Source organism: Rhodococcus sp. RD6.2 (assembly GCF_001040705.1).
GTDB lineage: Bacteria > Actinomycetota > Actinomycetes > Mycobacteriales > Mycobacteriaceae > Rhodococcus_G.
In genome coordinates this window covers 112,831-134,808 of record NZ_CVQP01000007.1, presented here as the reverse complement: position 1 = coordinate 134,808, position 21,978 = coordinate 112,831, and the positions used below count along the sequence as shown (strand labels likewise).

At 67.4% G+C, this 21,978-nt stretch carries 16 protein-coding genes and 3 pseudogenes; 8 read left to right on the top strand and 11 right to left on the bottom strand.

What is annotated here, in order from left to right; genetic code table 11:
• Positions 1-21: 21 nt before the first annotated feature.
• The 5 genes and pseudogenes from RHCRD62_RS14260 to RHCRD62_RS14245 all read left to right on the top strand — a co-directional run bounded on the left by RHCRD62_RS14260 (position 22) and on the right by RHCRD62_RS14245 (position 3,565).
• On the top strand, positions 22-621 hold the full coding sequence (locus tag RHCRD62_RS14260; RefSeq protein WP_050065395.1) for a phosphoribosylanthranilate isomerase: 600 nt from the start codon (positions 22-24) through the stop codon (positions 619-621).
• A 70-nt stretch (positions 622-691) separates the two neighbouring features.
• Positions 692-1,165: a MarR family winged helix-turn-helix transcriptional regulator gene (locus RHCRD62_RS14255; protein WP_050065394.1), complete on the top strand. Its 474-nt coding sequence runs from the start codon at positions 692-694 to the stop codon at positions 1,163-1,165.
• A gap of 29 nt (positions 1,166-1,194) precedes the next feature.
• Positions 1,195-2,448 (top strand): MFS transporter, encoded by a 1,254-nt coding sequence (locus RHCRD62_RS14250; RefSeq protein WP_050065807.1) that lies wholly within the window; start codon positions 1,195-1,197, stop codon positions 2,446-2,448.
• 115 nt (positions 2,449-2,563) lie between these two features.
• Positions 2,564-2,718 (top strand): annotated as a pseudogene (locus RHCRD62_RS26415) (DUF3703 domain-containing protein); the annotation flags it as partial.
• 358 nt (positions 2,719-3,076) lie between these two features.
• The gene (locus RHCRD62_RS14245) at positions 3,077-3,565 is read left to right on the top strand and encodes a hypothetical protein (protein WP_157050932.1); all 489 of its coding nucleotides are present in this window, start codon (positions 3,077-3,079) and stop codon (positions 3,563-3,565) included.
• Here RHCRD62_RS14245 and RHCRD62_RS25495 read toward each other — a convergent pair.
• Positions 3,543-4,068: pseudogene (locus tag RHCRD62_RS25495) on the bottom strand (CorA family divalent cation transporter). The gene RHCRD62_RS14245 and the pseudogene RHCRD62_RS25495 overlap by 23 nt on opposite strands.
• A gap of 493 nt (positions 4,069-4,561) precedes the next feature.
• On the opposite strand from RHCRD62_RS25495, the gene RHCRD62_RS14240 reads away from it, so the two are divergent.
• Complete coding sequence (locus RHCRD62_RS14240; RefSeq protein WP_157050959.1) at positions 4,562-6,289, top strand: APC family permease; 1,728 nt, start codon at positions 4,562-4,564, stop codon at positions 6,287-6,289.
• Between the two features lie 1,752 nt (positions 6,290-8,041).
• Positions 8,042-8,170, top strand: a complete 129-nt coding sequence (locus RHCRD62_RS26615; protein ID WP_301280722.1) for a hypothetical protein — start codon at positions 8,042-8,044, stop codon at positions 8,168-8,170.
• Between the two features lie 174 nt (positions 8,171-8,344).
• Here RHCRD62_RS26615 and glpX read toward each other — a convergent pair.
• From glpX to clpB, 10 genes and pseudogenes are all read right to left on the bottom strand, one after another.
• Positions 8,345-9,292: pseudogene (glpX, locus tag RHCRD62_RS14235) on the bottom strand (class II fructose-bisphosphatase); the annotation flags it as partial.
• Between the two features lie 192 nt (positions 9,293-9,484).
• Positions 9,485-9,706, bottom strand: a complete 222-nt coding sequence (locus RHCRD62_RS14230) for a hypothetical protein (RefSeq protein ID WP_050065391.1) — start codon at positions 9,704-9,706, stop codon at positions 9,485-9,487.
• Between the two features lie 375 nt (positions 9,707-10,081).
• Entirely contained in the window at positions 10,082-11,344 is a 1,263-nt protein-coding gene (galK, locus tag RHCRD62_RS14225; protein WP_084734279.1) for a galactokinase, read from the bottom strand.
• Positions 11,269-12,393 (bottom strand): galactose-1-phosphate uridylyltransferase, encoded by a 1,125-nt coding sequence (gene galT / locus RHCRD62_RS14220; RefSeq protein WP_050065804.1) that lies wholly within the window; start codon positions 12,391-12,393, stop codon positions 11,269-11,271. Before galT ends, galK begins: the two co-directional genes overlap by 76 nt.
• A gap of 89 nt (positions 12,394-12,482) precedes the next feature.
• On the bottom strand, positions 12,483-13,013 hold the full coding sequence (pyrE, locus tag RHCRD62_RS14215) for an orotate phosphoribosyltransferase (RefSeq protein WP_050065390.1): 531 nt from the start codon (positions 13,011-13,013) through the stop codon (positions 12,483-12,485).
• Positions 13,010-13,633, bottom strand: a complete 624-nt coding sequence (locus RHCRD62_RS14210; protein WP_084734278.1) for a LemA family protein — start codon at positions 13,631-13,633, stop codon at positions 13,010-13,012. Before RHCRD62_RS14210 ends, pyrE begins: the two co-directional genes overlap by 4 nt.
• 61 nt (positions 13,634-13,694) lie before the next feature.
• Positions 13,695-14,384, bottom strand: a complete 690-nt coding sequence (locus RHCRD62_RS14205; protein ID WP_157050931.1) for a type III secretion system chaperone family protein — start codon at positions 14,382-14,384, stop codon at positions 13,695-13,697.
• 72 nt (positions 14,385-14,456) lie between these two features.
• Positions 14,457-15,485 (bottom strand): DUF5666 domain-containing protein, encoded by a 1,029-nt coding sequence (locus RHCRD62_RS14200; protein WP_050065388.1) that lies wholly within the window; start codon positions 15,483-15,485, stop codon positions 14,457-14,459.
• Between the two features lie 107 nt (positions 15,486-15,592).
• Positions 15,593-16,333 (bottom strand): FadR/GntR family transcriptional regulator, encoded by a 741-nt coding sequence (locus tag RHCRD62_RS14195; protein ID WP_253277324.1) that lies wholly within the window; start codon positions 16,331-16,333, stop codon positions 15,593-15,595.
• Positions 16,334-16,777: 444 nt separating this feature from the next.
• A complete protein-coding gene (gene clpB / locus RHCRD62_RS14190) occupies positions 16,778-19,330 on the bottom strand; it encodes an ATP-dependent chaperone ClpB (protein ID WP_050065386.1) in 2,553 nt (850 codons plus the stop codon).
• Between the two features lie 368 nt (positions 19,331-19,698).
• Here clpB and RHCRD62_RS14185 point away from each other — a divergent pair, with 368 nt between their 5' ends.
• Positions 19,699-21,936, top strand: a complete 2,238-nt coding sequence (locus tag RHCRD62_RS14185) for an NADP-dependent isocitrate dehydrogenase (protein WP_050065385.1) — start codon at positions 19,699-19,701, stop codon at positions 21,934-21,936.
• The last annotated feature ends 42 nt before the right edge of the window (positions 21,937-21,978 follow it).

Here is a 21,978-nt window from a genome sequence, read left to right as displayed (position 1 = left end):
GATGTGACGGAGAGGTAGGCGATGGCGTTCATCAAGATGTGCGGGCTGCGGAACGAGGCGACGGTCGATCACGCGGTGGAGCTCGGCGTCGATGCGGTCGGTTTCGTCCTCGCCGAGAGCCCGCGGCGTGTGACGCCGGAGCAGGCCGCGGAGCTGCGCGCGCGGGTGCCCGCAGGCGTGCTCGCGGTCGGGGTGTACGTCCGGATGCCGCTCGACGAGATCGTCGCGACGGCGTCGGCGGCGGGCCTCGACCACGTGCAGGTTCACGATCTCCGCTCGGCCGACGATGTCCGCGTCCTGCACGACGCCGGCCTGACGGTGATCCGCGCCGTCAACTCGGGCGGCGCCGACGCCGTGAACGCCGACTTCGGCGCCGACCTGCTCCTCGTCGACGGCGCCGTCGCGGGCGCCGGGGTGACCTGGGACTGGCAGGACCGCAGCGCCCTGCCCACCGGCCGGTGGATCCTCGCGGGCGGCCTCACCCCCGAGAACGTCGCGCGGGCAGTCACGACGTCGGGGGCGTGGGGCGTCGACGTGTCCAGCGGCATCGAGTCGAGCCGCGGCGTCAAGGACCCGGAGCTGATGACGGCCTTCGCGGCGGCGGTGCGGTCGGCGTCCTGACGACGCATCGTTCCGCACGCGCTGCGGACACCGTTTACATACATAGTTACGCTATGCAATAATTCTCCTCGTGGAGACAGCAGGGCACTCGAACGCATCCGACGACACCGAGGCCCACCTGCGCCGAGTACTGGCGGAACTGGTCACGAACTCGTCCCGCCTCACCCGGCTCGCGTCGTCCATGGCCACGGACAACCTCCCCCGGCCGTGGACGCGCGCGCTCTCCCTCCTCGAGGAGTACGGCGGACTCCGAGTCAGCGAATTCGCCCGCCTCGACAGCACGTCACAACCGACGGCAACCACCCTGCTCAAGCAGCTCGGCGAGGCGGGACTCGTGCGGCGGCAACGCGACCCGATCGATTCTCGGGCCGTTGTCGTCGAGATCACCGACGCGGGACGCCAGTGGCTAGCGCAGGCACGCGACCACATCGGCGCAACCCTCGCCGAACACCTGCGCGACCTCGATGTCGACCAGGTCGAGCGCTTGTCCCGCAGCCTCCGCGATCTCAGAGAAATCGTGAAGGAATCGAAAATCACACGATAGCAACATATTTCACATACAAGGAGGTGCCGGTGACCAGCACTGCCACGGCCCCCGTCACGGAACGCGCGTCCAGCATCCTGCACCAACCGAAAGCGGTCTGGGCGGTCGCGTTCGCCAGCGTCATCGCCTTTATGGGAATCGGACTCGTCGATCCCATCCTCAAACCGATCGGCGAGGAACTCGATGCCTCGCCGTCCCAGGTCTCACTCCTGTTCACGTCGTACATGCTCGTCACCGGCGTCGCCATGCTCGTCACCGGAGCCATCTCCAGCCGCATCGGATCCAAGAAGACGCTGCTCAGCGGCCTCGCGATCATCGTCGTCTTCGCCGCGCTCGCAGGAGCCTCGGACACCGTCGGCGGCATCATCGGCTTCCGCGCCGGCTGGGGACTCGGCAACGCCCTGTTCATCGCGACCGCCCTGGCCACCATCGTCGGCGCCGCATCCGGAGGAGTCGCCAAGGCGATCATCCTGTACGAGGCGGCACTCGGCGTCGGCATCGCCGTCGGGCCGCTCGTCGGGGGCGTCCTCGGCGACATCAGTTGGCGGGCACCGTTCTTCGGGGTCGCCACGCTGATGGCGGTCGCGTTCATCCTGCTCGTCGTGATGCTGCCCGCGACACCGCCACCCGCATCCGGAGGCACCTCCCTCGCCGCACCCTTCCTCGCCCTGCGGCACCGCGGACTGCTCACCGTCGCGATCACGGCACTGCTGTACAACTACGGCTTCTTCACCCTGCTCGCCTACACGCCGTTCCCTCTCGACATGGGCGCCTATCCCATCGGGTTCATCTTCTTCGGATGGGGCCTCGCGCTGGCGATCTCGTCGGTGTTCCTCGCGCCTCGCCTCCAACGCCGCTACGGCACACTGCCGATGATGATGCTGTCACTGACGCTGTTCGCGGCCGACCTGGCAGTGATGGCCCTGTTCACCGACTCGAAACCGGTACTGATCGCGTGCGTGGTCGCCGCCGGACTGTTCCTCGGCGTCAACAACACCCTCATCACCGAAACCGTGATGATCTCGGCGCCCGTCGAACGGTCCACCGCGTCCGCGGCGTACAGCTTCGTCCGCTTCGTCGGCGGCGCCGCCGCACCCTGGGTGGCAGGCAAGCTCGGCGAACACCAGGCGAACCTGCCGTTCTGGGTGGGTGCGGCGTGCACCGTCCTCGCGATCGGTGTGCTCGCCAGCGGGCGGAAGGTTCTCGCGCACGTGGACGACCACGACCCCGCGCCGCACAGCATCGAGGAAGCCACCGCGGTCACCGTCGGCGACGCCGACTGAGGATCCCACGGCAGCACTACGAAGCCACCGCCGACTGGGCAGACAATTCAGGCGAATCGGGCGTGGCTGCAATGGCGACAAGCGTGGCCATGCCGGCTTCGGCGCTGCGGCAACACGCCGTGAGGCGCTCGGCCAGGCGAACCGCATCGTCGTCGCCGCACCCGAATCGCTCACCAGCCGCTACCCGAGGGCAACACCGGCCGCGTCGCCGCAGGGCTCACGACGCCGATGCCAGTTCCGCCTGACCTGGCGGCCGCCACGCGCCGGTGAGGACGAGTGGGGGTCCTGGCGCGGTGGCCCGGTCTCGGTGTCGGGGACCAGGCCGGGGACCCTGATTGACGCAGACGACCATGCCGACGAGTCCGACGAGGGTACGGGTGACCACGATGACCGGAGCCACTACACAGCCGGCGGCAAGGCAAGCGCGAGCGGTGACACGACGAGCGAGTTCCGGGTGGCGTTCGGAGAAGATTCAGGGGCGCGCGACCCCGGTGTAACCGGGGCATCAGGGTTTGCGTCAGCGCTGTCAGAAACGCGCCAGTATGGTGCCCGCCACCCGATCAGGCCGGTACACCGGGAAGCAGGCCCCCACGAATCTACGGACACCGGGGTGACCGAGGAGGATTCGATGACCATTCATCTCCAGCGTCGACACCGGGTCGATCCACGACTGCGCTGCAACACGTTGGTCCATGTCCCCTCGCGGGCCGATTCCGCCACGCGGGATTCGATTGGCCGTGAGCTCGCCGAGGCCATCGCACAGCCAAACCTCACACTCGTGGGTTTGAGCTGCACGCTGCACCCCGGCGGCGATCCCCAAACACCGAGCTCGCGGGCCACCATCGACCTGGTGATCTCCCTAATGCACCAGGTCTACCTCGATCACGGACTGATCCTGCCCGAGCTGGTCCTCGAAATGGACCATTCGCCGGCCGGTCACGAAGCCGACCTGATCGAGTCCGTCAACGACACCATCGAGACGGCGTGCGTCACCTACCGGTTCCCTCGCCCCAGCATCACCTTCATGACCCGCCCGTTCGCCGGGGAGGTGACAGGGCGATCACGTGCCGTGTTGGACGACACAGAGGCGTCGACTACAACCAGCGCTGACGTTTGAAGACCCGGAACAGGACCACCGAGGTTGCCACCATCAGCACCAGCGCCAGCGGGTACCCGATGGTCCAGCCGAGTTCGGGCATGTGGTCAAGATTCATCCCGTAGATGGTTCCCACCAGGGTGGGAGCGAAAAGGATGGCGGCCCAGGCCGAGATCTTCTTGACCGCATACAGAACCGCCTCCGGCCCCAGTTTCAGCAGGTGTGGGGACCGAATTCGACCTTCTCCACGTCGTCGAGATAGCGGGCAGGGCGCAGGACGACCAACAACGTGGTGTCCTATCGTTCGAGTTCGGGTCGTTGGTGGGCAGCGATGGCATCGTCGACCGCGAGATGATGCAGGTCGAACTCGTTCGCGGCGGAGCTGATTTCGGCGCGGTCGGGCCGGTACAGACCGATCCAGGCCATCCCGCCACGCCCCGCATGGTCTCGTAGGTGCAGTCGTGGCTTTCCTGGTTGTCGGTACGTTTCCCGTCGACGTACACCGCGTTGTCCACAATCGTCATGTCACCCTCGTCCCAGACGGCGAGCGCTGAGGACTGCTGGCGCCGGGGGAATACCCCATTCCACCACCGGGTGGGCCGAACTCAGCGTCCGATTCACGATTTCCGGCGTCTGGAAGTCGTCAGGATCGGGTCGAACGCCCGGATTCGATGCCGGGCGCCGTCTCGGGCCCGTGTGCGGTCGATGCCGGTGCGGCCCGCGCACTCGCCTCGACAATCGGCAGCCGGAGGCACATTCCGTTGTCCAGCAGTGCCATGCGAGACGGTTGTGGTTGCTCCGGGAGGTGGTGCAGCGGGCAAGTGAGGTGCGTCAGGAGCTCGCCGCGATCGTCAAGATGGTGTCAAAGTGCTTCTCTGTCACCGCGAAAATGCTCACGCTGGGCCAGTGAGAATTGGAGCCACGATCGGCCACCAGGAACCCGGGGTGACCCGTTCCGGCAGCGAACGGAAGAAACTCTCTGTTGCGACAGGATTGGCGGGGCTCTCCCTCGATGCGATGGCCTCGGTGTCCTACGGGCCCGAGGCCATCGTCCTGGTGCTGGCGGTCGCGGGAGGAGCCGGACTGGGCTTCACCCTCCCGGTCACTGTCGCCATTGCCGTACTCCTGGCCGTGTTGGTCGCGTCCTATCGTCAGGTCATCGCGGCATTCCCCAACGGCGGCGGCGCCTACGCGGTGGCACGCAAACGCCTGGGCCGGCGGTCGAGTCTGACCGCGGCGGCATCGTTGATCATCGACTACGTTCTCAACGTCGCCGTGTCGATCGCGGCCGGTGTGGCGGCGTTGACATCGGCCTTTCCCGCGCTGCTTCCCTACACGGTGTGGATCGCGCTGGTGATCCTGCTCGGTATCACCGCACTGAACCTGCGGGGAATCGCGGATTCGGCTCGTGCGTTCATGCTTCCGACGATCGTCTTCGTCGCGAGCATCCTCACCGTCATCGTCGCCGGCCTGCTGCGCTCGGAACCGGCGGGCACCGTCGGCGAAGGTGTCGCCATGGACAATGCCCACACGATCGGCATTCTGCTACTGCTCAAGGCCTTTTCGAGTGGGTGCGCGGCGCTCACGGGTGTGGAGGCGATCGCGAATGCCGTCCCGAGCTTCAGGACGCCACGAGTGGTCAATGCTCAGCGCGCCGAAGTGGCACTGGGTGTGCTCCTCGGCACGATGCTGATCGGTCTGGCTGTACTGATCGAAAAGTTCTCACTCGCCCCCGTCGAGGGCACCACCGTGCTCTCCCAGCTCACCGCGGCGTCCCTCGGAGACGGTGCCGGCTACTACGTCGTCCAGTTCTCGACGGTGGTGCTGCTGGCGCTCGCAGCAAACACCTCGTACGGCGGTTTGCCGACCCTGATGCGCGTTCTCGCCGACGACAACCTTCTACCCCATCGACTTGCCCGGCGAACTTCCCGGGACGTGTACGCGTATGGGGTGCTGGCGCTGGGGGTCGCGGCCGGGGTGCTGGTGATCGGATCCGGGGGCAACATGAACGCCCTCGTGCCCCTGTTCGCCATCGGTGTGTTCGTCGGATTCACCCTGGCGCAGGTCGGGATGGTGCGGCATTGGTGCATCGAGCGGACGTCTGGATGGGCATGGCGAACCGCCCTCAACGGCACAGGCGCACTGTTGACCGCCGTTGCGGCAGTGGTGACCACGACAATGAAGTTCACCGAGGGCGCCTGGCTCGTCGTCGTTGCCCTACCGCTGCTCGTGGCAGGGATGCAACGGGTCCGCGCCGCCTACGAACACCTCGGCGACCGGCTCACCATCGGCCCGGACCGTGTTGGCCCACGCGTCATCGGATCACGGCCGACGGTACTGGTTCCGGTGTCAGGGGTGACCGAACTGAGCCGGATGGCGTTGGCCGCCGCCACGGCGATGACACCTACGCCGGCCGCGATCCGCGTCTGCCACCCCCACGAATCCACAACCGAGTTCACCCGGCAGTGGCAGGAACGGTACCCCGACACTCGACTCATTCTGATCGAGGACACAGACAACTCGGTCGGGCTGTCGCTGGCGCGATACATTCGCACCCACTTCGGAGACGACCGCGTGTTCGTGGTCGTGGCCACCATCGAACCCGCCACCACGTGGCACCGGCTCCTGCCCACTCACCGCGCCGACGAGATCGAACACGCCCTGCGCAAGCACAGCGATGCGCTGGTGTGCCAGATCGCGTTCCACATCAACCCCGCACACCGGAATCTGAGCCTGCGGGCCTGACGGCGGTACCGCGGTCGTGCGGTGCACGCTGCTCAAGGACCCCCCGTTCCTGCCGCGTCGATCGCATTCGACGCGCTCGGTGGCGGTGACATCACTCCCACCAGGTTGCGGCATTGTCGGGAAAGGCGTGCCGGCACGTCACCGGTCACTCGAGCCGGCGGCAGGAAGACCGTAGTGATGCACCACCAGTTCGAGGCAACCGTCTCGCGTCGGTCGGATCGTTCCGGACACTCGTCGCCGATCCAGTACTCACCCGGAACCCGAGAACACGTCGACTCCGGGACGATGATCGAGAACTCAAGCGCGCCAGCAGTATTCTGGTTCCTGCGTCGATCTACTTCGCGGCGGTCGAACCGATCTGCCGCGTGCTGACCGCACAGGGATGCGGCGCCGGCGTCAGCCCTCGAAGCGGCAGATCCACGACAAAGACCTCAACGTGGAGATCGCACGCGTTCACCGGGAGAACTACTCGGTCGACGGCGCCCGCGAGATATGGCTGCACTGCCACCGGGAGGGCATCGGGGTGGCCCGCCGCACGGCCGAACGCCTGATGGGGGATATATCGGCCTCGAGGGAGCCCGTCACGGCAGGACCCAGCGCGCCACGATCACTGATCCGCAGGAGGGCGTCCGGACAAGCCGGTGCAGAAACCAGTTCTGCCGAGGCTTCTGTACACGTCCGTGGCCCTCAACGATCATCCGTATCGACGCCGGCATCGATGCCTCGATCGGCGCAACCGGCAACAGATACGACAACGTGCTCGCAGAACCGATCGACTGACACCAACGAACTGATCAGGACCCAGGGACTGCTGCGGGCCACGGACCATGTCGAGATCCGCCACCCTCGAATGGGTCGGCTGGTTCAATCACATCCCACAGCCTGTGGAACGGGACCTCCCGACCCGGCGATGCGCACCATTCCTGGCGCCGACTGCTCCCGGGCAGTGTCACGACGCTCATCGCGTCGATTGAGAAATCTCACCGTCGACAGCACCAACAGTGGAATACCGAGCAGTGCCAACACGACTGGATCAATCATCGACCCAGTCCCCCAATGGCCAGCCCTATCGAGGACGCCACCGAATGACAACGTGCCCGCCTGAATTCACACTCCAACTCACTGATCAGGCCGCCCACGCTGTGAGCCCCTCTCCCACCACCGCAACCATCGCCCGAAACACGACCACCGCCGACGACGGAAGAAGCCACGCTCACCGCATCCACCGCGGTTCCCCTGCACTGATTCCTGGTGGATACACCACCACCTTCAGACACCAGCCGAAACAAGCCGGCGGCACCTGCACACGCCCCCCACCTGCGAGTACCCGCCCACACCCCGATCCCGCGCTCAAGCTCATCAATCCTCAAGTCGGGAGGTTCCTCAGTAGCCATGCATTCACACCTACCCCCACTCTCACGTCCACACCAGGATCCATACGAAATCTCGACGGCACTCGTTTCACGGAAGTCCATTCCCGTTGTCGGACAGGAGTCGACGCTGTATTGCGTCCAGCCTGGTTACAACAGCTCCGCGACGCCGACATGTCCACCGAGTTTCGTTGCGTGTTGGTGGCGGTTTCGGTGGCAACGATGGGAACGCGCCCGCTCGAGACGAGGGTCCGTCGTACTCATACGAGGAGTGTCAGGCGTTGCGGGTGGTGATGTTGCCTGACAAGACATTCTCGGAAGCGGAACAAAGCGACACGGCCGCGGACTACAGCTCGTACTGCCCGTAGTGAACACAGCCGACATGAGCGTCTACTACGACTTCGTGCACACCAAGACCAACCACGTCGAGCCTGGCACCGACGGCCGCGGCCCCGGCGCGGACGGCAACGGCAGCGCCGACCAACACTTCAACAACGACAACAGCCACTGACCCAACACACGGAAGGCCCGGTCCCCGATGGGGGCCGGGCCTTCCGCAAGTTCTGCGAGTGCCAGCAGTCCGCCCGGGCGAAGTTGCCATGCCGTTCGGTCGGCACTTTCCGGTGGAGGGCGAGAGCCTGCCGGGACCGGTTGGTCAGCGGGCGCGTGGTGCCTGCGGCCAGATGTGTTCGGCGTTGATGATGCGTTGCGTTCCGCTCCGGCTGCGCATCACGATCGATTGTGTGAGCGCGCGTCCACCGTGGAAGCGGACACCGTCGAGCAGGGGGCTGTCCGTGACACCGGTCGCGGCGAAGAACACGTTCTCGCCCCGAACGAGATCGGTGGTCGACAGCACCTGATCGGTGTCGTGGCCGGCCGCACGGGCGCGGTCAACCTCGCCAGTGTCCCGTGGGGCGATCCGGGCCTGGATCTCACCGCCCGCACAACGCAATGCCGCGGCGGCGAGCACCGCTTCGGGGCTGCCCCCGATTCCCGCGGCGATGTCGATACCCGACTCGGGGCGGGTGACGGCGATCGCAGCCGCCACATCCCCGTCACCGAGCAGATTCACCCGCGCGCCGCAGCCGCGGATATCGTCGATCAGACGCTGGTGGCGTGGCCGGTCCAGAACCGCGACGGTCACGTCCCGCCGCCGGATCCCTTTCGCCTTCGCGACCACCTCGACGATGTCGGCAGTCGGCATGTCCAGATCCACCAGCCCCGCGGCCTCGGGCCCGACCACGAGTTTGTCCATGTAGAACACTGCCGACGGGTCGTACATCGTGCCTCGCTCGGCGACCGCGACGACACTGATCGCGCCGGGACTGCCGGTGGCCATCCGTGTGGTGCCCTCCACCGGGTCTACTGCGAAATCACACTCCGGGCCGGTCCCGTCACCGACGCGTTCCCCATTGAAAAGCATCGGTGCATCATCCTTCTCGCCCTCGCCGATCACCACGATGCCGTCCATGGCGACGGTTGCAAGCATCGCGCGCATCGCGTCGACCGCGGCGCCGTCGCCGCCTTCCTTGTCACCGCGGCCGACCCAGCGGGTGGCGGCAAGAGCGCCCGCCTCGGTGACACGAACGAGTTCTAGGGCCAGATTGCGGTCAGGAACAGTATTTGGGTTCATCTCACTCCATCGGCAGACCGGACTCACCACCCCTGCAAGAGGGTGGATCGAGCCAGGGAAAGGGAAGTCGACTGCAAGCGGTTCAGGGGCACACCTATCGGATACCGACGAGGTTGCGGTTCGACCGTCCGCCTATGCCCGTCCGGGCAGGGTAATCGAGGAAGGTCAAGGTGTACGCCGAGAAGGAGCCGCTCAGTCCAGTGCTGGCGGCGGGGCGCCCGCGAGCTTGCCGTGCGCGTTGGTCCCCCACGAGGTGGTGTACCCGTTCGTCCCGCCGGGGCGCAGGTTCTCCTCAACGAACACCATCGACGGGGCACCGAACCGCACCGCATATCTGTCGGATGAGCACTCGGCACTCGCGGGAATGAAGGCAGACCGCAGCTCCATACGCGGAGCCCTGTACCTGATCTGCACCAATGCAGTCTACCAACGAACCCGCGGGGACCGCGTCCGCGCGGACCACCCTGCTCCGGGCGTCGAGCAGGGTTCCCCACCGCCTTGTCCACATCGGCACGCCGGCGCAGGATTCACCGTCGCAGACCGCCGATGCGCGACTTCGGCTGCCGCACCGCAGCCGGCGCTCTTGTCGCGCCAGGAGGCGTACCTGCCGATGACCGGCCGCGAAGGCCAGGTGCAGGTTCAGGTGCAACGGCCTACAGGACGGACCCACGCGATCGGTCTCGGCGACGGTCGCTCAGAACTCGTGGGGCGTGCATGGAATGGGGTGCGCGTCCGACCTCGAACCTCTTCGTCCATCCAGGCCTACTTCGTGGTTCCGTAATCGGAACGTCACGACACCGGGGTCACACGCCGCGCCGCGGCTCCCCCGGTGTCGATCCGGAGGAACGCGGGGGCCACAAGCCCCCGCGTTTCTGCCGTCGAAAGCACCTCCCCCGCAACCTTGTCCACATCCACCGCGTCCACGAGTGCGATGGCGGAGCCTCCGAATCCGCCGCCCGTCATCCGGGCTCCGTGCGCGCCTGCGGCAAGCGCGGCGTCGACCGCGCTGTCGAGTTCGGGACAGGACACCTCGAAATCGTCGCGCAGCGAGACATGCGAGGAGGTGAGCACGGCGCCCACATCTCTGAGACGTCCAGAGCTCAAGAACTGCAGGACTTCCCGCACCCGGTCGATCTCGGTGACGACATGCCTGGCCCGGCGTTCCGTGAGCGGATCACCCAGTCGGTCCAGATCGGTGCGCGTCGCGTGCCGCAGCGTCGGCACGCCGAGCCGCGCTGCCGCATCCTCCACCGACCGCCGCCGCTGCGCGTACTTCCCGTCGACGAGACGGTGCGGGGCGCGGGTGTCGATCACCAGCAGCGCCAGGCCGTCCGCTGCGAGGTCGAACGGGACGGGGGCGACGGTACCGTCGCCCGAGTCGACGAGGACTGCGTGACCGGCCCTGGCGTGCAGGGCGATCGCCTGGTCCATGCCGCCGGTCGGGGCGAGGGCGATCTCGTTCTCCGCCGCGACGCACGCGGCTGCGAGCGCGGTGCGTCCGGCGTCGTCGGTCGGCGCACCGACCAGGTCGGCGACCGCGATCGCCAGTGCACACTCCAGCGCCGCCGAACTCGACAGGCCCGCACCGATCGGGACCGCCGACGCGACCGCGACATCGGCGCCGAAATCGGTGTCGCACAATCCGCCTCGACGCATCGCCCACACCACCCCGGCGAGGTACGCCGGCCATCCCGACGGAGCGCCGGGCCCGACGGCGTCCACCGCGCCCTCCCACGACCCGAGACCCGACCGCAGACGGAGGTATCCGTCCCCGCGTTGCCGCACGGCGACGGCGGTGAGGTGAGACAGCGCGATCGGCAGCGACAGTCCGCCCGCGTAGTCCACGTGCTCGCCGATCAGATTCACTCGGCCCGGTGCCACCCACACCCCGTCCGGAGGACCTCCGAACGCATCCCGGAACGTCGCGGTCGCCGATGCGGCGAGATCCGCGTCGGGCGTCGCCCGCACCCACTCCGTCACGGCGCCGACCGCCCCGGCGCCACGTCGCGCAAGCGGGCCGCGATGGACTCCGGTGCGGCGTCGGAGATCCATGCCCCCATCGTCGATTCCGACCCGGCCAGGTACTTCATCCGGTGTGGCGACCGCATCAGCGAGAACACCTGCAGGTACAGCCGGCCCAGTTCCCGACCGTCGCCGACCGGCGCCTGGTGCCAGCCCGCGATGTACGGCAGCCGCTCGACTCCGTCGAAGTACCGGTCCAGCCGTCCCAGTACGTCGACGTACACGCCGGCGAGCTCGTCGAGTTCGGCATCGGTGAGTTCGGTGAGGTCCGCGACGTCACGCAGCGGCGCGACGTGCAGTTCCACCGGCCAGCGGGCCGCTGCAGGCACGTAGGCGCACCAGTGCTCACCCTCGAGCACCATGCGGGTCCCGGCGCGTCGTTCGGCGTCCATGACGTCGCGCAGGAGGTTGCCTCCGGTCCGGGCACGGTGCGCACGCGACTGCCGCAGCAGCGCCTCCGTTCGTGGCGTCACCGTCGGGTAGGCGTAGATCTGCCCGTGTGGATGATCCAGCGTCACACCGATTTCCGCGCCACGGTTCTCGAAGCAGAACACCTGCGCGACACCGGGCGACGCCGACAGCGCGCGGGTCCGGTCGACCAGCGCGCCCAGCACCGTCCGCACCCGCGACACCGGTAGCCGAGCGAAGTCGACGTCATGATCGCTGGTGAAACACACCACCTCGCAGCGGCCTGCCGCGGCGCGTTGCGGCCACAGCGGTTCGCCGTCGACATGGTCCGCGCCGGGCTCCGCCACTCCGGATGCGAAGGACGGGAAGCGGTTCTCGAACACCGCAACGTCGTAGTCGCCGGGGATCTCCGTCGCGGGCAGGCCCGGACGGGTCGGGCACAGGGGGCATTCGGCGGCCGCGGGCTGAAAGGTCCGGGCGTTGCGGTGCGACGCGAGCGTCACCCACTCGCCGGTGAGGACGTCGTAGCGCATCGTCCCGGTCGACGCGACGGCATCGAGCGTCCTGCTGTCGCGCAGTTCGCGTGTCGCCGACCCGTCCACGTACGGCGCGGTGTCGTCGAAGTAGATCAGCTCGCGGCCGTCGGCGAGCGCGGTCGTGGTCTTCCGGATCGGCACCGCACCACGATAGGGGGCGCCGCCGCTCGTGCGTTGATCGCGGGTCCCCTGGACCCCAGAAGGCGCACGAGCGCCGAGGGCGGCTACAAGCCCAGATCTGCCAAACCGAGCAGCGACCGGTACTCGACGCCCTCGGCGGCGATGACCTCGTCGGCGCCGGTGGCACGGTCCACGACGGTCGCGACGCCGACGACGATCGCGCCGGCCTCACGCAGCGCGCGGACCGCGGTCAGCGGGGAGTTGCCGGTGGTGGTGGTGTCCTCGACGACGAGCACCCGCTTGCCCACGACGTCCGGGCCCTCGATCTGACGCTGCATGCCGTGCGCCTTCGCTGCCTTGCGGACCACGAACGCGTCGATGGGGCGTCCGGGGGCGTGCATGACGGCGAGCGCGACCGGGTCGGCTCCCATGGTGAGGCCACCGACGGCGTCGAAGTCCCAGTCCGCGACGAGGTCACGCAGCAGGGAGCCGATGAGCGGTCCCGCGCGGTGATGCAGCGTCGCGCGACGCAGGTCCACGTAGTAGTCGGCTTCCTTGCCGGACGACAGGGTGACCTTGCCGTGCACCACAGCCAGCTCGCGTACGAGCCCTGCGAGCTCAGCCTTTTCCGTCATCGAACCGCTCCCTCGTCGCGTCCAGTCTCGACCAATGAGCCTAGGCCATGATCATCCGACGACCGCACCGCGTCGTCGGCGTACGGCGCCACCTCGGTGACGTCCGCTTCGAACAGGGTGGCCGGGAGGGCGCCGAACAATTGGGCCGGCGCACGCGTGACTCCGCGGAGCAGTGCGTTCATCGCGGCAGCGTGGTCGTTGTAGACGCGGGCCGCTCCGGCGAGACGCTGCTCGGTGGTCGCGAGGTCGAGGATGGGGCGCTGGACCGCCCAGTCGTTCTTCACCGTCGGGTCCGTCGCCGCGACGTTCGTCACCGCGTGCAGGGCGACGGACAGCGCATTCTCGGCGCCCGCCCGTTCACGCAGCGTCAGGCCCTGGTCGCGGACGCCGATCGCCAGTGATCGGGCCCCGGCGAGCGGCCCGGTGAATGCCGAGCCGACCCCCGCGACGCGCGTCGCTGCCACGAGGGTCTCGGTCTGCGCGTGACGACGGTCGATCTCCGTCTCGAGGAGCGCGCGACTCGCGGTGAGGCTCGCGCTGCACCGCCGCACGCGGCGCGCCACGGTCGCGACCCAGCACACAACCAGGGCAACAACAAGCACAATCGCCACAACAGTCACGGAGCAGAAATCTACTCACTTCGGACATCACCCGCCACACCGGTCAGGCGGCGAGAACTCGTCAGTCGTCGTGAAGATCCAGCGGATGCGGACGAGGCCGACCCGGATCGTGCACGCTGCCCGAGCGAGTGCCCGTCGGCTGGGACGCGGGCGGCAGGACGTGCAGAATGCCCGACAGCCGCGACACCGCTTCGATGGCGGCTTCCCAGTCCCGGCCACTGCTCGTGATCGGAAGCGAGCCGAGCGTCCAGTCGCCCTCGCTCCACAACATCTGGATCTGCGGGGGCACCGACTCGGTGAACGTCACCATCCGCTGGTCGCACACGCGACGGGCGATCTCGAGGTCGGTCGTGAACACCACGCGCGGCCCGATGGCACCGAGCAGATTCAGGTCCGAGTCCTTGGGCGGCGGCGTCGACTTGAGACGCAGGTCGATGTCGACGTCGGAACCGGAGGTCCGCTGCACCGCGACGATCGTCATCGACTCGGGCAGGTCGAACAGCACGAAGTTCTCACCGCGCCGGGTGCCGTGCACCACGTCGACCGCACCGAGATACTCCTGCCGGGAGAGCGCGGCCCGATGCCAGGTGGACGGGAGATGGTCGTCGGACTCGTTGTAGATGTAGCCCTGCGCCTTCGCCCACATCTGCCGGACCCGGCCGAACTGCTCACGGCGGTCGCGATCGATGTACAACAACACGACCGCGCCCGCGAGCGCGATCGCCGAGAGTCCGAACCAGATGAGCGTCATTGCACGCCACAATATCCAGCCGGACCGACACGCGCGGCACTCGGCTCGAACTCGCTCGGATCGGGGGCCGCGTCAGTTGCCACCGAACTCACCCAGATTCGGAATCGTGGTGCTGATGATGACGCGGGCGGCGACCGTGCCGTCCGGGCCCGGGTCGCCCTGGACGAGCACCGTCTCCCCCACGTCGAGCTCGTCGACGCTGCTCGCGCCGATCGCGATCACCTGCGTGGACGCGTCGGTCGTCACCGTCACCTTGGAACCACCGATCCCATTGAGGATCAGGGTGGTGCCGTCGTTGGAGGTGACGCTCCCGATAGCGGCACCCGCCGCTCCGATCGCCTCGCCGACACCACCCGGGATCTGCGACAGGTCCGGGGGCACGATCTCGGGATCCGCGGACCGGGGTGTGCTCGGTGCCGGTATTGGCGCCGGCGGCAGTGCCCGTGTCGTCGTCGGCGCCGATGCCGTCGTGTCGTCGTCGCCACCCGAGAACAGCAACGCGCCGACTCCGATGACCGCGATCAGCAACAGCCCTGCGACGGTGACCGCCGCGACGAGCACGCCCTTGCTCGGCCCCTTCTTGCCGCCACCCGGTTCGCCCGACTCGTACGGCTGCTCCGGCGGGTACGGCTGCCGAGGATCACCCGTCGGGTAGGCCTGCGTCGCGTTCGGCTGCTGCTGACCTTGGTACGCCTCGTACGTCGGATACGCCTGCGTCGCGTTCGGCTGCTGCTGACCTTGGTACGCCTCGTACGTCGGATACGCCTGCGTGGCGTTCGGCTGCTGCTGACCTTGGTACGCCTCGTACGTCGGATACGCCTGCGTGGCGTTCGGCTGCTGCTGGCCCTGGTACGCCTCGTACGTCGGATACGCCTGCGTGGGTTGGTTCTGTGCCGGATCGACGTGTGTGGGAATCGACTGGGTGGGCCCGCCGCCGTACGCCTCGTACGGGTTGGTGGTGTAGCCCTGCGGATCCAGCCGCTCCGTCTGCTGGTCCGGTGTCTGCGGGTTCGGGCGCGGCGCCCAGTCCGATGTCGGATCGGCGTCGACGGGCAGCGCTTCTGTGCCGTCGGGTGTGCGCTTGTCGTCCGTGTTGCTCATGGTTCGGGCCTGCTCTCTCCGCGGGTTCGGGCCGACCCTCCAGGGTAGGGGCAGATCCTGAGGCGCGCCTGTGAGACGGTGCGGGCACTACCCCTGCTCCCGCCCCTTCACTGCATTGCTTCCCAGGTGACCGGCTTCGACAATGCGCTGGGGAACTTCTTCCGGAGGTAGGCCGACAGTTCCGCCACGTGCGTGCGCATCGCCTCTTCAGCCGCCGTGCCGTCACCCGATTCGATGGCGTCGAGGATCGCCCGGTGCGCCTCGTGAACCTTCGCTCGCCGGACGGTCGGATACTCGACTCCGACCGCGACGCCTTCGAAGATCCCGTCGACGGCGTCGATCAGGTATCCGAACAGGACGTTGCCCGATGCCGTCGCGATGACGTCGTGGAAGACCCTGTTGGTCTCGAGGAACACCTCGAGGTCGCGGAGGTTCTCGCCCATCTTCGTGACCGAGTCGGCCAGTGCCTGCAGCTGGTCGCCGGTGATCCGTTCGGCCGCGAGCCGCGCGGCCATCGGCTCGAGCCCGGCGCGGGCCTCGACGATGGTCGAGAAGGGTGCACCTTCGAATTGGAGGACGAGCCCGAGGCTGTTCATCAGGTGGGTCGCGTCGGGCTTCTCGACGGTGGGTCCGCCGCCGGGCCCCGGTTTGAGGGAGATGGCCCCGGACAGTTCGAGGTAGCGCAACGCTTCACGCAGGGTGCCGCGACCCACCTGGTACTCGTCGAGCATGAGTTTCTCGGACGGCAGTTTGTCGCCCCGCACGAGACCGCCTCGGTGGATCTCTCCGACGATGCGCCGCGCGATGATCATCGCCGTTTTCTGCGGACGCCCGGACCTGTTGCTCACCACTGCTGTTGCCCCCTGCATATCCCCTGGCAGTGCATACCCCATGACACTGCGAACCCCTCGGCACTGCAATCCCCGTGCACTTGATGCCCCCGTGCACCGTCGGTCCCCGTGCACCGCACCGCCTCCCGGCGCGGTGGTTGCGAACAATACCGTCGGGAGGCGGGTGTGGAGAGTCATCCGCGCGCATTGTGTCGTCCGCCTCACCCTCGGATCACACTCCAACCCGGATGTCGCGCAAGACATGCGTGACATGTGTCTCACTCGGGTCGTGTCGATTTCGTTGATCCACGCGAATGATGCCGATAGTTTCGATCGAGTGCCTGTTGGCACGACGCCGTATTCGGCACCGCATGCCTCGCCCCTCACGAGTCATGAGCCGGATGCGTGAAAAGCAGACGCACGGTCCGAAATACCCCCTCCCGGACCGTGCGTCTGTGCGTGTCAGCCGAGAACCAGCCGATCGCCGTCCTCGGATACTCCGACCGAGACCGCGTCCCCGTCGTGCACCTCACCCGCGAGCAACTTCTTCGCGAGCTGGTCACCGATCGACTGTTGGATGAGCCGACGCAGGGGCCGTGCCCCGTACAGCGGGTCGTACCCACGGACGGCCAGCCACATGCGCGCCGCGGGCGACACGTCCAGCGTGAGCCGCCGCGCCTGCAGACGCTTGGCGAGCTGGCCGAGCTGGATGTCGACGATCGACTCGAGCTGCTCCTCCGACAGCGGATCGAAGATCACGACGTCGTCGAGCCGGTTGATGAACTCCGGCTTGAACTTCGACCGCACCGCGGCCATCACCTGCTCCTTGTCACCACCCGCCCCGAGATTCGAGGTGAGGATCAGGATGGTGTTGCGGAAGTCGACGGTGCGGCCCTGCCCGTCGGTGAGCCTGCCGTCGTCGAGCACCTGCAGCAGGATGTCGAACACGTCCGGGTGCGCCTTCTCGACCTCGTCGAACAGCACCACCGTGTACGGCCGTCGACGCACCGCTTCGGTCAGCTGGCCACCGGTCTCGTAGCCGACGTACCCGGGAGGCGCGCCGACGAGGCGTGCGACCGAGTGCTTCTCGCTGTACTCGGACATGTCGATCCGCACCATCGCCCGCTCGTCGTCGAACAGGAAGTCCGCCAACGCCTTCGCGAGCTCGGTCTTGCCGACACCGGTCGGGCCGAGGAACATGAACGAGCCCGTCGGCCGGTTCGGGTCGGCGACCCCGGCACGCGCCCTGCGCACCGCGTCGGAAACAGCCTGCACGGCGTCGGACTGACCGACGACACGCTTGCCGAGCTCCGATTCCATCCGCAGCAGCTTGGCCGTCTCACCTTCCATCATCCGACCGGCGGGAATGCCGGTCCACGCGGCGACGACATCGGCGACGTCGTCCGGGCCGACCTCCTCCTTGAGCATCACGTCGCCGTCGGAGGCGCCACCGGACGCCTCCACCGCGGCCTCGAGATCCTTCTCCAGCGTGGGGATCCGGCCGTACCGCAACTCGGCGGCCTTGCCGAGGTCGCCGTCGCGTTCGGCACGCTCCGACTCACCCCGCAGTTCCTCGAGCTGCTCCTTGATCTCGCGGACCGAGTCGATGGCCTGCTTCTCGTTCTGCCAGCGTGCGCTCAACTGCGAGAGCTTCTCGCGGTCGTCGGCGAGCTCTTCGCGCAGCTTCGCGAGCCGGTCCTGGGAGGCGGCGTCGGTCTCCTTGGTCAGTGCCATCTCCTCGATCTCGAGTTGACGCACCTTCCGTTCCACCTCGTCGATCTCGACGGGACGCGAGTCGATCTCCATGCGGAGTCGCGACGCCGCCTCGTCGACGAGATCGATCGCCTTGTCCGGCAGGAATCGGGACGTGATGTAGCGGTCCGACAGCGTGGCCGCCGCCACGAGAGCCGAGTCGGTGATGCGCACGCCGTGGTGCACCTCGTAGCGCTCCTTGAGTCCGCGCAGGATGCCGACGGTGTCCTCGACCGACGGCTCACCGACGAGCACCTGCTGGAAGCGACGCTCCAGGGCGGCGTCCTTCTCGATGTACTTGCGGTACTCGTCGAGAGTGGTGGCGCCGACCAGTCGCAGTTCGCCGCGGGCGAGCATCGGCTTGATCATGTTGCCTGCGTCCATGGCGGATTCGCCGGTCGCGCCCGCGCCGACGATGGTGTGCAGCTCGTCGATGAACGTGATGACCTGCCCGGCCGAGTTCTTGATGTCGTCGAGAACGGCCTTGAGACGCTCCTCGAACTCGCCGCGGTACTTGGCGCCCGCGACCATCGAACCGAGGTCGAGGGAGATGACGGTCTTGCCGCGCAACGACTCCGGGACGTCGCCCGCGACGATGCGCTGCGCGAGCCCTTCGACGATGGCGGTCTTGCCGACGCCGGGCTCACCGATGAGCACCGGGTTGTTCTTGGTGCGGCGGCTGAGAACCTGCACGACGCGGCGGATCTCGGTGTCGCGGCCGATGACGGGGTCGAGCTTGCCCGCGCGGGCGGCGGCGGTGAGGTCGGTCGAGTACTTCTCGAGCGCCTGGTAGCTGCCCTCGGGGTCGGGGCTGGTGACGCGGGCGCTGCCGCGGACGGCGGTGAATGCATCCCGCAGTGCCTGCGGGGTGGCGCCGTGTCCGGTGAGGATCTTCGCCACATCGGAGTCGCCCGACGCGAGCCCGAAGAGGACGTGCTCGGTGGAGACGTACTCGTCGTCCATCTCGGTGGCGAGGTGCTGCGCCGCGGTGATCGCGGCGATCGCCTCACGACCGAGTTGCGGCTGAGCGGTTGCGCCGGTCACCTGGGGTAGCCGGTCGACGAGGGCCTGCGCCTCTCGGTGTACGACGGTCGGGTCGACGCCGACCGCCTTGAGGAGCGGCGCGGCGATGCCGTCCGTCTGGTCGAGCAGCGCCACGAGCAGGTGCGCCGGACGAATGTCCGGATTGCCTGCCGAGGATGCGGATTGCAGGGCGGCCGTCAAGGCCGCCTGAGTCTTGGTGGTCGGAGAAAACGAGTCCACTGGTCACCCCTTCGAGAGGACGTAGGTCGCCACCTGTCAGCCTAGGCGCGGCTGGTGCGGCGTTGTCATCAAGATCAACGCACGAAAGGTTGAGTCTGTTCCGCTCAACTTTGAAAATTCTCGGAGAAGCCGGACAACCCGGTTTCCCACTCGTTCGACCTCGCCGACTCCGATGCGGAACCGGGTGCGCGACGACATTCGTCGCTCCACGACCCGGTGACCGGAGCCCCGATTCCGGCTCGAATGAGACGGCGCCTACACCGCCGCGAGCGCGATGGCGGATAGTGACAGTGGCCATCACCCCGTGGCCTGACCTGAGCCGCGGACACCAACACGTGTCCGGCCGAGACGGGAGCAGAGAGCAGAACATGAGCGTGGAACAACCGACAATCATCTACACACTGACGGACGAGGCGCCGATGCTGGCGACCCACGCATTCCTTCCAGTGATCCGCACGTTCGCCGATGCAGCCGGGATCAACGTCGAGACCAGCGACATCTCCGTGGCCGCCCGCATCCTCGCCGAGTTCGGCGACCACCTGACCGAGGAACAGCGGGTACCGGACAACCTGGCCGAGCTGGGCCGGCTGACGCAGCTGCCGGAGACGAACATCGTCAAGCTGCCGAACATCAGCGCCTCGGTGCCGCAGCTCCTCACCGCGATCAAGGAACTGCAGGCGCACGGCTTCGCGGTGCCGGACTTCCCGGAGAACCCGAAGACCGACGAGGAAGCAGCGATCAAGGACCGGTACACCAAGTGCCTGGGCAGCGCGGTCAACCCCGTGCTTCGCGAGGGCAACTCGGACCGCCGCGCCCCGCGCGCCGTCAAGGAGTACGCCCGCAAGCATCCCCACAGCATGGGCGAGTGGTCCCCGGCGTCACGCACGCACGTCGCACACATGCGCCACGGCGACTTCTACCACGGCGAGAAGTCGATGACGGTCGACGGTGACCGCGAGGTGAAGATGGAGCTGCTGACCACCAGCGGCAAGACCGTCGTCCTCAAGCCGAAGGTGTCGCTCACCGACGGCGACGTCATCGACAGCATGTTCATGAGCAAGAAGGCCCTCATCGAGTTCTACGAGGAGCAGATGGAGGACGCCTACAAGACGGGCATGATGTTCTCCCTGCACGTCAAGGCCACGATGATGCGCGTGTCGCACCCGATCGTCTTCGGCCACGCCGTGAAGGTCTTCTACAAGGACGCCTTCGCCAAGCACGGCGCGCTCTTCGACGAGCTCGGCGTGAACGTCAACAACGGCCTGTCCGACCTGTACAGCAAGATCGAGTCCCTCCCGAGCGCCCAGCGTGAGGAGATCGTCGACGACCTGCACAAGTGCCACGAGAAGCGTCCCGAGCTGGCGATGGTCGACTCCGCGCGCGGCATCTCGAACTTCCACTCCCCCAGCGACGTCATCGTCGACGCGTCCATGCCCGCGATGATCCGAGCCGGCGGCAAGATGTACGGCGCCGACGGCCGGACGAAGGACACCAAGGCGGTGAGCCCCGAGTCCACGTTCTTCCGGATCTACCAGGAGATGATCAACTTCTGCAAGACCAACGGCGCGTTCGACCCGACCACCATGGGTACCGTGCCGAACGTCGGTCTGATGGCGCAGAAGGCCGAGGAGTACGGCTCACACGACAAGACGTTCGAGGTCCCCGAGGCGGGCGTCGCGAACATCACCGATCTCGCGACGGGCGAGGTCCTGCTGACCCAGAACGTCGAAGAGGGCGACATCTGGCGTCTGTGCATCGTCAAGGACGAGCCGATCCAGGACTGGGTCAAGCTCGCCGTCACCCGCGCGCGCAACTCCGGGATGCCGGTCGTCTTCTGGCTCGATCCGTACCGCCCGCACGAGAACGAGCTGATCGGGAAGGTGCGGAAGTACCTGGCCGACCACGACACCGAGGGCCTCGACATCCAGATCATGTCGCAGGTCCGCGCGATCCGGTACACGATGGAACGGCTCATCCGCGGGCTCGACACCATCTCGGCCACCGGCAACATCCTGCGCGACTACCTCACCGACCTGTTCCCGATCCTGGAACTGGGCACCAGCGCGAAGATGCTGTCCGTCGTGCCCCTGATGGCCGGTGGTGGCCTGTACGAGACGGGTGCGGGTGGCTCGGCCCCCAAGCACGTCAAGCAGTTGCTGGAGGAGAACCACCTGCGCTGGGATTCGCTCGGCGAGTACCTCGCTCTCGCCGTCAGCCTCGAGGATCTCGGCATCAAGACCGGCAACGAGAAGGCGGTGCTCCTCGCCAAGACCCTCGACGCCGCGACCGGCAAGCTGCTCGAGAACGACAAGAGCCCGTCCCGCAGCACCGGCGAGCTCGACAACCGCGGCAGCCAGTTCTACCTCGCCATGTACTGGGCCCAGGAACTCGCCGCGCAGACCGAGGACGAGGAGCTGCGGTCGCGGTTCGCGCCGCTGGCCGAGGTTCTCACGAAGAACGAGAACACGATCGTCGGTGAGCTGGGCGACGTGCAGGGCAACCCGGTGGACATCGGGGGCTACTACCAGCCCGATGCCGACCTGACCGCGGCGGTCATGCGTCCGAGCAAGACGTTCAACGACGCGCTGGCGGCAACGCGCGACTGAGCCGTGCTCACGAGGAAGGGCCCGCACCCGCCAGGGTTGCGG

Coding starts and splice junctions, on each gene's coding strand:
- RHCRD62_RS14200 (WP_050065388.1), bottom strand. CDS start 15,485: ATGAGCAACACGGACGACAAGCGCACACCCGACGGCACAGAAGCGCTG.
- RHCRD62_RS14245 (WP_157050932.1), top strand. CDS start 3,077: ATGACCATTCATCTCCAGCGTCGACACCGGGTCGATCCACGACTGCGC.
- pyrE (WP_050065390.1), bottom strand. CDS start 13,013: ATGACGGAAAAGGCTGAGCTCGCAGGGCTCGTACGCGAGCTGGCTGTG.
- RHCRD62_RS14205 (WP_157050931.1), bottom strand. CDS start 14,384: ATGACGCTCATCTGGTTCGGACTCTCGGCGATCGCGCTCGCGGGCGCG.
- galK (WP_084734279.1), bottom strand. CDS start 11,344: ATGGATCTCCGACGCCGCACCGGAGTCCATCGCGGCCCGCTTGCGCGA.
- RHCRD62_RS14240 (WP_157050959.1), top strand. CDS start 4,562: ATGGCCTCGGTGTCCTACGGGCCCGAGGCCATCGTCCTGGTGCTGGCG.
- RHCRD62_RS14260 (WP_050065395.1), top strand. CDS start 22: ATGGCGTTCATCAAGATGTGCGGGCTGCGGAACGAGGCGACGGTCGAT.
- RHCRD62_RS26615 (WP_301280722.1), top strand. CDS start 8,042: ATGAGCGTCTACTACGACTTCGTGCACACCAAGACCAACCACGTCGAG.
- RHCRD62_RS14185 (WP_050065385.1), top strand. CDS start 19,699: ATGAGCGTGGAACAACCGACAATCATCTACACACTGACGGACGAGGCG.